This is a genomic window from Pseudomonas sp. SDO5522_S412 (assembly GCF_054071215.1).
The window spans coordinates 1-12,835 of sequence record NZ_JBSVWQ010000061.1; the positions used below are offsets into that span (position 1 = coordinate 1).

The window sequence follows — 12,835 nt, forward strand, 5'->3', positions numbered from 1 at the left end:
CAGGTACACCCAGTTGATGCCATCGCCGGCAAGCCAGCTCCTACAGTGGACCGTGAGCCGCTGTAAGAGCAAAACCCTAAGGCCTTACCCGCGCCACCCGCCACACCTTGTTCCCCACATCATCCGCCACCAGCAACGCGCCCTGCCCGTCCAACGCTACACCCACCGGACGCCCCTGAGCCTCTCCATCACCATTTAAAAACCCAGTCAGGAAATCAACAGGCACACCCGACGGCTTTCCGTCCCGGAACGGAATAAACACCACCTTGTACCCCGCCTGCGGATTACGGTTCCAGGATCCATGCTCCCCCACAAACACCCCATCGGCAAACACCGCTGGCATCCCCCGCGCATCGGAAAAAGTCAGGCCCAACGGCGCAACGTGAGTCCCCAGCGCGTAGTCCGGTGCAATCGCCTGGGCGACCTTGTCCGGACGCGGCGGCTGCACCCGGCTGTCAACGTGAGCCCCGTAATAACTCCACGGCCAACCGTAGAACGCGCCGTCCCGCACCGACGTCAGGTAATCCGGCACCAGATCGCTGCCGATCTCGTCGCGCTCGTTGACCACCGTCCACAACTGCGTAGAGCCGGGTTTCCACGCCAGCCCATTGGGATTGCGCAACCCACTGGCGAACAGACGCTTCTGCCCACTGGCAAGATCCAACTCCCAGATCGCAGCACGCCCTTCCTCGGCGTCAAGCCCATTCTCACCCACATTGCTGTTGGACCCGACGGTCACATAAAGCTTGGTACCCTCAGGATTGGCCAGGACGTTTTTGGTCCAGTGATGATTGATCCCGGCCGGCAGATCAGTGACCTTCACCGGCACGGCATCGATGTGAGTCTGGCCCCGAACATAAGGCACCTTGACCACCGCATCGGCATTGCCGATATACAACTCATCCCCCACCAACGCCATGCCAAACGGCGACGTCAGCCCACCGAGAAACTCACTCTTCACCTCGGCACGCCCATCACCGTCGGCGTCCCGCAGCAGCGTGATCCGGTCGGCGCTCGGCGTATCGGCACCGACCCGCCCCATCACAAACCCCATCGCGGTACGACGCGCCCAGGCGAGCAAACCCGTGCCGCCGTCCGTGGCACCTTCAGGCATGGGCGGATGGTTACTCTCGGCTACCAGCACGTCGCCATTGGGCAAGGTGTACACCCAGCGCGGATGGTCAAGGTCCGCGGCCAACGCCGTTACCGTGAACCCATCGGGCGCCGTTGGCTGGGCATTACCGGGCCAGCCGACAGCCTTGGAAACCTTGAGTGTCGGGATCAGTGATGCAGTGGGTTCGGGCAGTTGCGGGCTTGGCCCCACACCGGCCTGAAACGGCAGTTTGGAGGAATCGCCACAGGCGCTGAGGGCAGCCGTGGCGGTGATCAGCAGCGCAAGGCGGCTTGGTGCATTCATTGGGAAACCTCGGGACAGCCCTTTATCGGGCAGGCAAAAACCCGACGGAGTATCGCGTCATTCCCCGACACCAAACACCGCCTACCGCGCAATTGAGTTTTAACTCAGTCGCACGAGTGGCTCGGCAGCACTCTCAGGCTTTCCAAGGCCCCAACGCCAGGCTGTAGGGAGAAAACCCCTCGAACTGCCAACGCAGCGCCAGCGCCGCATCCCTTCGGACCACGTGTTCCACGGTCACCTTCCACAACCGCTCAGCCCCCTCGAACGTGGCCACTTCATCTCCTTCAAGAATCACCTCGGCCCGCCCGGCCACCTGCAACACATCACCCGTAGCAAAATCCACAAACAGCAAGCCCGCAACCGGGTTGACCTGCACATTGCCCAAGGTGTTGAAAAACGAGTTGCCGGTAAAATCGGGAATCGTCAGCACCTCTCCCTCCAACCGCACAAACCCACTGTTGCCGCCTCGGTGTGAAACGTCCACCGAACGCTTGGCCGCATCTCCTTCCAGGTCCACATAGCTGGCGACGAAAAACGTATCAGCGCTGCGAATCAGCGCCCGGTCAGCGTCATCGAGCGAGTTCGCGCGCCGCACAATACCTTTAGCAGCGCGCTGCCCCCGGGCCCCCGGGTCCACCGCACGCAACTGGATGTACTTCGGGCAATTTCCAAACGTGTGCACCACCGCCACAGTAAAACCGTCGACGCCGGCAGCCCCGATAACCCCGTTCATGCGATTACGCCGCCGCGTATTCAGGTCAATGCCCAACAGCCCGACCGACGCGCCTTGTTGCAGCCCGCTCCCGGCGGGGTCACTCTCCGCAGGCAGGCTGTCGATACGCAAGCTGTAGGGGTCCGGCGAATACGCAAACCCCGGCGTGCCCTCCAGCAGCGTGGCCCAGGGCAGCCCCTGCTCATCCACGGCCCCCACCACCAGATAGGGCAACAACTCATAAAAAGCCCGATGCTGCTCCGGCAAGTGATCCCGTATCACCTTCGCGCCGATCACCTCCATGCGCTCGGCCACGCCGGCACTTTGCTGCAACTGCCGCTCGCCGGCATGCCATGGCGAAACGGGGGACGCGTCCTGGTGATTCATGATCAAGCCCTCGGTGAATGAAACGCCGGATGTTCACGCAATGCCGCCACGCTGAAATCGACAAAACTGCGCACCCGCATCGAAGCGTTGCGCCCTTCGCGGTAGACCACATGCACCGGCAGCGGCGGCGGTTCATAGGCCTGCAATACTCGACACAGTTGCCCGCTCGCCAGGTGCTCGTGCACCGGGTAGCTCAAGCACCGGATCAACCCTGCGCCCTGCACCGCCGCATTGATCGCGCCCTGCACCGTGGTGCAACCGAGACGCGCCCGGGCCTTGATGCTGGCGCCCTGGAAATCCCACTGCACCCAATTCGAATACGCCTGGCTGGCGACCAGCCGATGCTCCTTGAGCGCCTCCGGTTGCACCGGTTCGCCATGGCTTTGCAGATAGCCGGGGCTGGCACAGACGATGTTGCGCACATGGCCCACGGGCCGGGCAATCAGGGATGAACCGGGCAGTTCCCCCACCAGGACTGCCACGTCCAGGCCGTCTTCATTCAGGTTCGGATAATGATCGTGGTAATGGGCAAACAGGCGGACTCCGGGATAGCGCTCCAGGTAGCCGGCCAACAGCGGCGCCATCACATAACGGCTGAACAGCAACGGAAAAAACACCCGCAGGTTTCCCTCGGCCTGCGCATGCGAGCCTTGGGCAGACGCTTCGGCGGCGCTCACGCCGTCAAGGATCCGCGAACAGTCGGCCATGAACGTCGCCCCGGCTTCGGTGAGGCGAATGCCCCGGGTGCTGCGCTGTACCAATGGCACCCGCAAGCGCGTCTCCAGCCGGTCAATCGCGCGGATCACAGTGGGCCCCGAGATGCCCAGGGAGCGGGCTGCCGCGGCCAGGCTCGGCTGCCGGGACAGCGCCTGGAAGATCTGCATGTCGCGATAACGGTCCATCAGGCCGGCCGCTGCATCGATGGGTTGAGCGCAGCATCCTGCCCCAGCCGGCTGACCAGAAAATCCACGAACGTGTTGACCTTCGCCGGTACCCGGGCGTTGTTCTGGAACACCACATGGATCGGCAAGGCCGGCGGTTCGAAGTCTTGCAGGATGATCTCCAGTGCGCCTGCACGCACATCGCTGGCCACCTGATAAGACAACACCCGTGTGACGCCCCAGCCCAGGCGCGCGAGGTTGATCGCCGCGTTGTTGGCGGTGACTACCAGGCGCGGCTCAACGGCCACGCTCAACGGCTGGCCGCCTTCCCTGAACTGCCATTCGCTGACCAACTGGCTGGAAGACGACGTGACAATCTTCGCCTCACGCAGTTGCCCGGGGTGCAGTGGCCGGTGCCGCTCAAGGTAAGCCGGCGCCGCGCACACTACGCGACGCACCTCGCCGACCTTGATCGCCTGCTGGCCGGGTTCCTGCAAATGCCCGATGCGCACGGCCACATCGACGCCTTCATCGGTCATGTTGACCACACGGTCCACCAGCAAGGCGTTGATGCTGACCTGGGCAAACAGGTCCAGGTACTCCCCCAGGATTGGCGCGACGAACAACTCGCCGAACAACACCGGCGCGGTGACCGTCAGGTGCCCCCACGGGATCGAGAAGCTGCCTGCTGCCGCTTCTTCGGCCTCAGTCAACTCCGCGAGGATGCGCCGGCAATCGTCCAGGTAACGCTGGCCGGCCTCGCTCAGGTGCAGGCTGCGGGTGGTGCGCGAAAGCAACTGGGTGCCAATACGCGCCTCCATCGCGGCAATCGCGCGGGTCACGCTGGGGGGCGAGATATTCAGGCGCCGGGCCGCCGCGGCAAAGCCCTGTTCTTCGGCGACGGCGAGGAAAATCTGCATTTCCTGGAAACGGTCCATGAGTCCCCTTAATCGAATGTGGTCCACCAAACCAGTGGCTTGGGAGCGGTTGTGGCGAGGGAGCTTGCTCCCGCCGGGCTGCGTAGCGGCCCCAAAATCCTGGGAGCGCTTCGCACTGGCGCGCCAACCCGGTCCAGCGGGAGCAAGCTCCCTCGCCACAAAAATCTTCAAGCCTTGGCCAAGCCCACAGCCGTGCGTTGCATACCGATAAAACCCGGCAGCGCCTCGATACTGCCCAGCCAGGCGCGAACCTGCGGATAGTCGTCCAGCGCGACATTCCCCTCCGGCGCATGGGCGATGTAGGTGTAGTGCGCGATATCGGCAATCGTCGGCAGGTCACCAGTGAGAAAACGACTCTGCTCCAACTGGTGCTCTACCACTTTGAGGAATGCGTGGGAGCGGCTGATGGTCGCCTCGGCATCCAGCGCGGCACCGAACACAGTGATCAATCGCGCCGCAGCCGGCCCGGTGTGCAGTGGTCCTGCCGCAGCCGAGAGCCAACGCTGCACACGGGCCTGGGCCAAAGGCTCGGTCGGCAGCCACTGGGCGGTGCCATATTGGCCGGCGAGGTACACCAGGATCGCGTTGGAGTCCGCCAGCACCACGCCGTTATCATCGATCACCGGCACCTGGCCGAAGCTGTTGAGGGTGGCCAGGAACTCAGGGGTTTTGTGCGCGCCTTGCTTCAGATCGACGTGCACCCGCTCAGCGGGCACGCCCAGCAGCGACAGCATCAACTCAACCCGGTGGGAATGGCCAGACAAGGGGTAACGGTACAGTTTGATCATGACGGGCTCCGCGATGTGCCAGGGACTCGACCCGGTGATCGGGTCGATAACGCTTATGTTCCTCCGCTACGGCACGCAGCAGAATAGCCAGTTTTTACAATCCAGCATTTCACCGGATGAAACAATCAATCGCCAAACAACTCGTCGATCAGGTTGAACAGGGTGGTTTTCACCGGGCTGTCGAGCTCGGTCCACGCCAGGCCGGTCCTGGCCCGGAACGCCCCCAACGCCAGGTGCCTGGACACGCAATTGGCCGGCAGCGCCCGGGCCGCCTGCAGCGGCAACACACCCACACCCAGCCCGGCCGAGACCAGCGCCAGCATGGTGGTGAACTCGCCGAGTTCGGAGGCGATCTCCAGCGGCACGCCCATCGCCTGCACGAATTCATCGTAGAAACCCGGTGCATAACGCCGGGCCAGGATGAACACCGGCACCTTGAGCAAGTCCGTCGGCTGAATGGTTTCCTGGGTCGCCAACGGATGCTCGCCGGGCAAGGCGACCACGAAGCTTTCCTGCAGCACCTCAAGGGTCTGCACGCCGGGATAGGCCGCCGGCAAACGCATCAGGCCGAAATCCAGCTGGCCGTTTTTCAACGCAGCCGCCTGATCCGGGCCGGGCATGTCCTTGAGCTCCAGTTCAATTCGCGGGTAGCGCTGGTGCACCGCACGAATCAACCCGGGCAGCAATTGCGGCAATACCGACGAGACAAACCCCAGGCGCACCCGGCCGATCTCCCCGCGGTTCGAAGCCCGGGCGGCATCGGCGGCGCGGGCAGCCTGGTGCAGGGTGGCGAGGGCTTCCGGCAGAAACACCCGCCCGGCTTCCGTCAGTGTGACCGAGTGCCGGTTGCGGTCGAGCAGGCGCACGCCCAGGCCGCTTTCGAGCAGTTTGATCTGCATGCTCAGCGCCGGTTGCACGATCGACAACTGCGCGGCCGCCCGGCCGAAATGCAGTTCCTGGGCGAGCACGACAAAGGCGCGCAGGTGCTTGAGTTCCATCAGGTTGGCTCCGGTTATCACGGTTATTGATCACCCCATCACAAATGAAAATTGGACGCCGGGCCCTGGCTGCGCTGAAGTAAAGCCCGTGATGCACGATATGACAGGGTTTGACGTATAACAATGAGAGCGGCGCCCCGCACTCGGATTGATAGTGTTGATCACCTGTCTCAGTCTTCGGAGATCGCCCCATGCAGCGTGTTTTAGACAGTTTCCGCCTCGACGGCCGCCTGGCCTTGATCACCGGCTCCAGCGCCGGCATCGGCCTGGCCATCGCCCGTGGCCTGGCCCAGGCTGGCGCACGGGTAGTGCTCAACGGGCGCAACCGCAGCACCTTGCGTGACAGTGCCGCGTTGCTGGCGGCGGAAGGCCTGGAGGTGCACACCCAGGCGTTCGATGTCACCGACGGCGCGGCGGTGTTGGCCGCCGTGGCGGAGATCGAAGAGCGCCTGGGCCCGCTGGACATCCTCGTCAACAACGCGGGCATGCAACGTCGCGGGCCGCTGGAGGAGTACAGCGAAACCCACTGGCGCGAGTTGATGAGCACCAACCTGGACAGCGCCTTCCTGGTCGGCCAGGCCGTGGCCCGGGCGATGATCCCGCGCAAGCGGGGGCGCATCATCAATATCTGCTCGGTGCAAAGCGAACTGGGGCGCCCGGGCATCGCCCCGTATGCCGCCAGCAAAGGCGCGCTGAAAATGCTCACCAAAGGCATGGCCATCGACTGGGGCCCCCACGGGCTGACGGTCAATGGCATCGGCCCCGGCTATTTCAAGACCGAACTGAACGCCAACCTGGTGGCCAACCCCGAATTCAGCGACTGGCTGGTGCAGCGCACACCGAGCCGGCGCTGGGGTGACGTCGCCGAACTGGCGGGCGCTGCGGTATTCCTTGCCAGCGACGCGGCAAGTTTCGTCAACGGTCATATCCTGTACGTGGACGGTGGCATCACCGCCTCGCTGTAACCTGGAGAATTTCATGCACGCGATTGTCTGCCATGCCTCGAAAGACCTGCGGGTAGAACCGCAAACCGAACCCCAGGCACTGACGCCCGACCAACTGCGGGTGCGCATTGCCCGGGGCGGGATCTGCGGCTCGGACCTGCATTACTACCAGCACGGCGGCTTCGGCACCGTGCGGTTGCGCGAGCCGATGGTGCTCGGCCACGAAGTATCGGCGGTGATCGAGGCGGTAGGCCGTGAAGACGGGCCGTTCAAGATTGGCCAACGCTTGTCGGTCTCGCCGTCGCGGCCTTGCGGGGGTTGCCATTATTGCCATCAAGGGCTGCCGAACCATTGCCTGAACATGCGTTTCTACGGCAGCGCGATGCCCTTCCCTCACGTGCAGGGTGCGTTTCAACAAAGCCTGGTGATCGAAACGCACCAGGCGCATCTGCTGGCCGATCATGTGAGCCTTGCCGAGGGTGCAATGGCTGAACCGTTGTCTGTGGGTTTGCATGCCATCCAGCGTGCCGGGGTGGTGTTCGGCAAACGGGTATTGGTCACCGGGTGCGGGCCCATCGGCAACCTGTTGATCGGTAGCCTGCGGGCAGCGGGCGCGGGGGAAATTGTTGCGGTGGACCTGGCCGCCGGGCCCTTGGCCTGCGCCGAAAAAATGGGCGCCAGCCGTACTCATAACCTGGCGGAAGACGCCGACGCGTTGAAGCGGTATACCGCCGAAAAAGGCTACTTCGACGTGATGTTCGAAGTCTCCGGCAGCGCCCAGGCCCTGCGCAACGGCCTGGAGTGCATGGCCCCGCGCAGCGTGCTGGTGACGGTCGGTCTGGGTGGCGAGGTCTCGCTGCCGTTGAATATGCTGGTGAGCAGGGAGATCGACTTGCGGGGCACCTTCCGCTTCCATTCGGAGTTTGCCCAGGCGGTGGATTTGCTCAATCGCCAGGTGATTGATGTGCGTCCGGTGATCTCCCACACCGTGCCGTTCAGCGAGGCGGTGCAGGCGTTTGAACTGGCGGCGGACAAGAGCCAGGCGATGAAGGTGTTGCTGGATTTTGGTGTGGGTGATTGAACCGGATCTCGACAGCTCCCACAGGGTTGCGGTGCATTTTGGGGATCCGATAGCGCCTGCGCTACACCCGCTCTTCGAGCCTGAACCGCAGGAAACGATGGCTGGCTGAAAACAGTCGACGGTAGGTCAGCAACACCGCACCTACCGTGCCCAACGCCGACGACGCAGCGATCAAAAACATAATCACAATCTGATAACGCACCGCGTCCACCGGACTTTCCCCGGCCAGCACCTGGCCAGTCATCATCCCCGGCAAGCTCACAATCCCCACCACCGTCATCTGGTTCAGCGTCGGAATCATCCCGGCCCGCACAGCCTGGCGAATCGCATCCTGCGCCGCCTCCCAGCGTGAACCACCGAGGGCCAGAATCATCTCGATGGTATTGCGGCCGGAGGTCAGCTCCTGAGTCATACGCTCAATCCCCAGAGACACCCCGGTAAGCGTATTACCCAGAATCATCCCAAGGATCGGAATCGCATACTGCGGCTCGTACCACGGGTGAATCCGGATAATCGCGAACAGGCCAACAGCCGTCACCAACCAGGAACTGCCCCACACCGACACAATACTGTCGGCCCGCTGCCCCGCATAGGTCCGCTTCCCACGCCCGGCAGCCGAGAGCCCGGCGATCAGAGTCATCAGGCACATCAGCGGCAGCACCACATACCAGTAGGCAAATTCAAAGACCCAGCCCAGCAGGTAACCGATCGCCAACAACTGCACCACCGTGCGCACAGCCGCCCAGAACAGCTGACGCTCCAGCCCCAGCCGCAACAACAGCGACAGCGCACCGTTGATCAGGATCAGCGAGGCGGCGATGGCCATGTCCAGTGCCGTGAGGTCGTGATAATTCATGGCTGCACGGCCCCCGTCAGCACGCCGGCGTCCATATGCAAATGGGTGGTGCTCATGCGTTGCGCCTGCTCAAGGTCGTGGGACACCCAGATATAGGCGTGAGCGCTATCCGCTTCGGCCCAGGCACTGATCAACGCCTCGACCTCCCCGGACGAGGCCGGGTCAAGAGCGGCGGTAGGTTCGTCCAGCAACAACACATCGGGATTCAGTTGCAGGGTACGGATCAGTGACACCACCTGGGACTCACCACCGGATAAATCCCCGGCATTTTTTGCCAGAAAGCCCGACTCCTTGCCCGCGTGGGCCAGCAGCGCCTTGACCGCCTGCGGGTCGAAACTCAGGTGATGCAAGGCCTTGAGGCTGTAGGGGAAACGCAAGTTGTCTTCCACCGTGCCTTCGATCAGCGCCGGGCGTTGGGAGAGGTAGCTGATGCGGCTGCGATACTGCGGGACTTGCGCGTTGGCGATGGGCTGCCCGTTCCAGAGGATATCCCCTGAGGTCGGCGCGTCGAGCAAGGCGAGTGCCCGAAGGAATACACTTTTGCCGGAGCCGGACGAGCCGGTGATGGAGATGCGGTCGGCGCGGTGCAACTGGAAGTTCGTGGGCTGCAGCAGTTGCAGCTGGCGGCGCTCGTCCATCCGCGTGAGCGCCCGGGTTTCGACTAATACGCTCATGGCGTTGATGATCCTTGTTCCTGATTCAGACGCAAATGGTAAGACAGGGCACGTCCCCCGTGGCGAGGGAGCTTGCTCCCGCTGGGCTGCGAAGCGGCCCCAATAAAGCCACTGCGATACACCTGAAAAAACACCGTTAATTTCTTGGGGCTGCTGCGCAGCCCAGCGGGAGCAAGCTCCCTCACCACAGCAGCTCCCTCACCACAACAAGCTCCCTCGCCTCAGCGTTCTTCAGCGCTTGGGCTCCAGCGACACCAGGCGCGGCTTGATGGATTTCTCGCGCACCTCAAGCAACGCCAGGGTCACCGGCAACTTGAAACGTCGCCGCCCTGCACTGCCAGGGTTGAGAAACAGCCGCTCGCCGTGCCACTCGATCAATGGTTTGTGAGAGTGGCCAGTGATCACCAGCCGGATGCCCGGATCAAGCTCCTTCGGCACATCGGCAATGTCATGCACCAGCAACGCCCGCCAGCCGTTCAAGTCAAAATCCAGCCGGTCAGCCAAATGCTCTGCCCACGCGGCATCGAGGTCGTTATTGCCGCGCACCACATGCAATGGCGCAATCGAGGCCAGCAACTCAAGGATCTCCGGGCTACCGATGTCCCCGGCGTGAACAATCTGCTCGCACCCTTCCAGGGCCGCCAGGGCCTCGGCACGGAGCAAGCCGTGGGTATCGGAAATCACACCAACTTTCATGAACGTCTCCTGTGCAAAACCCCGGCGCGATCCACCGGGCGGCTTGCAATCAATCATTGCACTGCCTATATTTCCCGCCTGGCGCCATCTACGCCACCATCCGCGGAAAGGGCTGCGCCCAAGACCTTGACTGAATATCACATTTCTACGACTCCCAACCTTAAAGCGGACAAGGTTTGTACAAGGAGATCGTATGTCGCAATCATTCTCGTCCACTAACGGCCGTATCAACCTTGAGCAGCAACGCAAGCGCGCCAAGGAACTTTTGCAGCGCCTGAAAAGCGCCGATGCCGCCGCAACCCCGACCTTATCCGATGCCCAATGGTCGATCGCCAAGGAACTCGGTTTTCCCAGCTGGCCCAAGCTCAAGGCCCACGTCGATGCGGTGGATTTTGCCGCCCGCCATCCAGGTTTCGACGCCAGCGATGAAGCCCGCACCACCCACTGGCGCTGCGGCAATGATATCGCCCACAGCCTGGGCGTGGCGGGGTTCAAGGGCCGCTTCCGGATGCTGATTGACCCATTGTGCATGGGCCCGGTGCAGGACCTGCCTGCCGAGCAATACCAGGCCGTTCGCAGCCGCTATATCAGCCAGGTGTTTGCCATGGATGAGGCCGAAGTGGCGCGCCGGCATGCGGACGAATATCACCATCTTGAACAACTGGGCAGCGCCGGCCACAGCGTGTTGTGGTGTGAGGCGGATGCGTACGATCAGTTGTTCCTGATTCGCGCGCTGGCTGGGCTTGAGCATCTGCCTGAAAAACTGGAGTTGATCGAAGTCGATCGTATCCCCGGCGTGCAGCGTTTTATCGGCATCGGCCAACTGGCGCCTGAAGTATTGGCGTGGTTGTGGCCGCAGCGCCGACAGGTCGACGAGGACATGCTGCAACTGGCGCGACAGGCCTGGCTGGCGTATTGCGCCAGCTCGCCGATCAAGCTGGCGGAACTGGCCCGGAGTAGCTCCACCTCCCTGCCCTTCCTGGCCCCGGCATTGCGCCGACAGTTGCAGGAGTTACCAGGTGTGCAGGACGGTTTGTCCCTGACCGAGCGCCTGTCCCTGCAATACGTGGATGAAGCCGGGCCGGTGCCGTTTGGCCGGGTGTTCGCCGAGCTGATGGGCAAGCGTGAACCGCTGCCGTACCTGGGAGACATGATGTTTCATGCGCTGATGCGGCCGTTGATCGATGGCGAGAATCCCCTGTTGATCGAGTCCGGGGCCCAGTTGCCATGGCCGCAGCGGGTGTTGGCGCTGACTGCGCTGGGTCGCCAGGTTCTGAACGGCGCAGCCTACTGGCCGGATCATGCAACGGAAGAACGCTGGGTGGGTGGCGTCTGCCTGCGACCGCGCCACCCGCACTGGACAATTGACGAACATGGCATGCCCGTATGGCGTGATTGATTCTTCGCGACAGCTTTGATCTGTGTCATGTTGAGCCAAACAGGTAACGGTTCAGCGCGATGACCTTACAACAGCTCAACTACTTTCTCGCCGCCATCGAGCACGGTACGTTCTCCAAGGCGGCGGAAAGCCTGCATATTTCCCAACCCTCATTGTCCGAGCAGATCCTGCGGCTGGAGGAGCACCTGGGTACCCACGTGTTCATCCGCACCAATCGCCGACTGATGCTCACCGAAGCCGGACGCCGCCTGCAGCCATTTGCACAAGGCATGGTGACGTCAGCACGCCAGGGCTATGAAGCGGTGCAGGCTGTGCGTGAACTGTCCGGTGGCGTGGCCAGTTTTGGCACCTTCGGCACCGCCCACCACTATTTCCTCACGGACCTGATCGAGCAGTTCCGCACCCAGCACCCGGATATGCGGATCAAGATCGTCGGCTACAACTCCTCGGAAATCGCCGAGCTGGTGAGCCAGGGCGAAATTGAAGCGGGGCTGGTGATGCTGCCGATCAAGCAGCAGAACCTGACCGTCAGCGAGCCGGTCTGGTCGGCCCAGGTCGGCTATATCAGTGCCGACCCGGAGCGACTCAAGGGCCCGAAAACCATCAGCGACCTGGCGGTGGCACCGTTGATTCTCACCGAGGCGCGCTGGCGCACCGCCGACCCGATTCGCCGGTTGTTGGGGCAATTGGCGTCCAAGGGCGGCGAGGTGCTGGACCCGATCATCGAAGTGGAGCACCAGATCACCGGCTTCGAGCTGGCTGCGCGCGGGCTCGGCGATGTGATTGCCACGCGCCCGATCCTGCATCAGCTGGGCTTCAATGATCGCTTGGGCTGGGTGCCGATCAGCCCGGCGATCTTCGAGGTATTCGGCTTTATCCATCGCCACGACACGCCTATTTCGCCGCCCACCCGGGTGCTGATCAACCTGATGCGCAGCCACTTGAGCCGCATCCAGAACCTGTATGCGCACCTGGAGACGCTCTAGCCATAGGGATCACCTATAGGAAACACATGACTTAGCCCATTCATCCACCTCTTGCCGAGCGGGATACTCCAGCCAGCG

The 12,835-nt window shown here is 62.8% G+C and carries 13 protein-coding genes; 4 read left to right on the top strand and 9 right to left on the bottom strand.

Annotated features, from left to right (window positions below):
* Positions 1 to 76: 76 nt before the first annotated feature.
* The 6 genes from ACW9I6_RS15195 to ACW9I6_RS15220 form a co-directional block, all read right to left on the bottom strand.
* A complete protein-coding gene (locus ACW9I6_RS15195) occupies positions 77 to 1,417 on the bottom strand; it encodes a PQQ-dependent sugar dehydrogenase (protein WP_087692536.1) in 1,341 nt (446 codons plus the stop codon).
* Between the two features lie 133 nt (positions 1,418 to 1,550).
* The gene (locus ACW9I6_RS15200) at positions 1,551 to 2,516 is read right to left on the bottom strand and encodes a flavin-nucleotide-binding protein (RefSeq protein ID WP_457339503.1); all 966 of its coding nucleotides are present in this window, start codon (positions 2,514 to 2,516) and stop codon (positions 1,551 to 1,553) included.
* Between the two features lie 2 nt (positions 2,517 to 2,518).
* Complete coding sequence (locus ACW9I6_RS15205; RefSeq protein WP_457339504.1) at positions 2,519 to 3,418, bottom strand: LysR family transcriptional regulator; 900 nt, start codon at positions 3,416 to 3,418, stop codon at positions 2,519 to 2,521.
* Positions 3,418 to 4,335 (bottom strand): LysR family transcriptional regulator, encoded by a 918-nt coding sequence (locus ACW9I6_RS15210; protein ID WP_003208270.1) that lies wholly within the window; start codon positions 4,333 to 4,335, stop codon positions 3,418 to 3,420. The genes ACW9I6_RS15205 and ACW9I6_RS15210 overlap by 1 nt, the downstream gene beginning before the upstream one ends.
* A gap of 167 nt (positions 4,336 to 4,502) precedes the next feature.
* Positions 4,503 to 5,123, bottom strand: a complete 621-nt coding sequence (locus ACW9I6_RS15215) for a glutathione S-transferase family protein (protein ID WP_003208271.1) — start codon at positions 5,121 to 5,123, stop codon at positions 4,503 to 4,505.
* A gap of 125 nt (positions 5,124 to 5,248) precedes the next feature.
* Positions 5,249 to 6,121: a LysR family transcriptional regulator gene (locus ACW9I6_RS15220; RefSeq protein WP_003208273.1), complete on the bottom strand. Its 873-nt coding sequence runs from the start codon at positions 6,119 to 6,121 to the stop codon at positions 5,249 to 5,251.
* A 191-nt stretch (positions 6,122 to 6,312) separates the two neighbouring features.
* On the opposite strand from ACW9I6_RS15220, the gene ACW9I6_RS15225 reads away from it, so the two are divergent.
* Complete coding sequence (locus ACW9I6_RS15225; protein WP_457339505.1) at positions 6,313 to 7,086, top strand: glucose 1-dehydrogenase; 774 nt, start codon at positions 6,313 to 6,315, stop codon at positions 7,084 to 7,086.
* A gap of 13 nt (positions 7,087 to 7,099) precedes the next feature.
* Positions 7,100 to 8,146 (top strand): L-idonate 5-dehydrogenase, encoded by a 1,047-nt coding sequence (locus tag ACW9I6_RS15230; RefSeq protein WP_177045343.1) that lies wholly within the window; start codon positions 7,100 to 7,102, stop codon positions 8,144 to 8,146.
* 61 nt (positions 8,147 to 8,207) lie between these two features.
* On the opposite strand, the gene ACW9I6_RS15235 is transcribed toward ACW9I6_RS15230, so the two are convergent.
* The 3 genes from ACW9I6_RS15235 to ACW9I6_RS15245 form a co-directional block, all read right to left on the bottom strand.
* Complete coding sequence (locus ACW9I6_RS15235) at positions 8,208 to 9,002, bottom strand: ABC transporter permease (protein WP_003208279.1); 795 nt, start codon at positions 9,000 to 9,002, stop codon at positions 8,208 to 8,210.
* Positions 8,999 to 9,676 carry an ABC transporter ATP-binding protein gene (locus ACW9I6_RS15240; RefSeq protein WP_177042366.1) on the bottom strand — a complete coding sequence of 226 codons (678 nt, stop codon included), beginning with the start codon at positions 9,674 to 9,676 and terminating at the stop codon, positions 8,999 to 9,001. Before ACW9I6_RS15240 ends, ACW9I6_RS15235 begins: the two co-directional genes overlap by 4 nt.
* 231 nt (positions 9,677 to 9,907) lie before the next feature.
* Positions 9,908 to 10,372 carry a metallophosphoesterase family protein gene (locus ACW9I6_RS15245; RefSeq protein WP_003208282.1) on the bottom strand — a complete coding sequence of 155 codons (465 nt, stop codon included), beginning with the start codon at positions 10,370 to 10,372 and terminating at the stop codon, positions 9,908 to 9,910.
* Between the two features lie 193 nt (positions 10,373 to 10,565).
* Here ACW9I6_RS15245 and ACW9I6_RS15250 point away from each other — a divergent pair, with 193 nt between their 5' ends.
* Together ACW9I6_RS15250 and ACW9I6_RS15255 are read left to right on the top strand one after the other, a co-directional pair.
* On the top strand, positions 10,566 to 11,771 hold the full coding sequence (locus ACW9I6_RS15250; RefSeq protein ID WP_102369479.1) for a DUF1835 domain-containing protein: 1,206 nt from the start codon (positions 10,566 to 10,568) through the stop codon (positions 11,769 to 11,771).
* A gap of 59 nt (positions 11,772 to 11,830) precedes the next feature.
* The gene (locus ACW9I6_RS15255; RefSeq protein ID WP_003208286.1) at positions 11,831 to 12,757 is read left to right on the top strand and encodes a LysR family transcriptional regulator; all 927 of its coding nucleotides are present in this window, start codon (positions 11,831 to 11,833) and stop codon (positions 12,755 to 12,757) included.
* The last annotated feature ends 78 nt before the right edge of the window (positions 12,758 to 12,835 follow it).

What these genes read in the sequence shown, in the direction of transcription:
- ACW9I6_RS15195 (WP_087692536.1), bottom strand. Translation starts at nt 1,417, where the DNA reads ATGAATGCACCAAGCCGCCTTGCGCTGCTGATCACCGCCACGGCTGCC.
- ACW9I6_RS15200 (WP_457339503.1), bottom strand. Translation starts at nt 2,516, where the DNA reads ATGAATCACCAGGACGCGTCCCCCGTTTCGCCATGGCATGCCGGCGAG.
- ACW9I6_RS15205 (WP_457339504.1), bottom strand. Translation starts at nt 3,418, where the DNA reads ATGGACCGTTATCGCGACATGCAGATCTTCCAGGCGCTGTCCCGGCAG.
- ACW9I6_RS15210 (WP_003208270.1), bottom strand. Translation starts at nt 4,335, where the DNA reads ATGGACCGTTTCCAGGAAATGCAGATTTTCCTCGCCGTCGCCGAAGAA.
- ACW9I6_RS15215 (WP_003208271.1), bottom strand. Translation starts at nt 5,123, where the DNA reads ATGATCAAACTGTACCGTTACCCCTTGTCTGGCCATTCCCACCGGGTT.
- ACW9I6_RS15220 (WP_003208273.1), bottom strand. Translation starts at nt 6,121, where the DNA reads ATGGAACTCAAGCACCTGCGCGCCTTTGTCGTGCTCGCCCAGGAACTG.
- ACW9I6_RS15225 (WP_457339505.1), top strand. Translation starts at nt 6,313, where the DNA reads ATGCAGCGTGTTTTAGACAGTTTCCGCCTCGACGGCCGCCTGGCCTTG.
- ACW9I6_RS15230 (WP_177045343.1), top strand. Translation starts at nt 7,100, where the DNA reads ATGCACGCGATTGTCTGCCATGCCTCGAAAGACCTGCGGGTAGAACCG.
- ACW9I6_RS15235 (WP_003208279.1), bottom strand. Translation starts at nt 9,002, where the DNA reads ATGAATTATCACGACCTCACGGCACTGGACATGGCCATCGCCGCCTCG.
- ACW9I6_RS15240 (WP_177042366.1), bottom strand. Translation starts at nt 9,676, where the DNA reads ATGAGCGTATTAGTCGAAACCCGGGCGCTCACGCGGATGGACGAGCGC.
- ACW9I6_RS15245 (WP_003208282.1), bottom strand. Translation starts at nt 10,372, where the DNA reads ATGAAAGTTGGTGTGATTTCCGATACCCACGGCTTGCTCCGTGCCGAG.
- ACW9I6_RS15250 (WP_102369479.1), top strand. Translation starts at nt 10,566, where the DNA reads ATGTCGCAATCATTCTCGTCCACTAACGGCCGTATCAACCTTGAGCAG.
- ACW9I6_RS15255 (WP_003208286.1), top strand. Translation starts at nt 11,831, where the DNA reads ATGACCTTACAACAGCTCAACTACTTTCTCGCCGCCATCGAGCACGGT.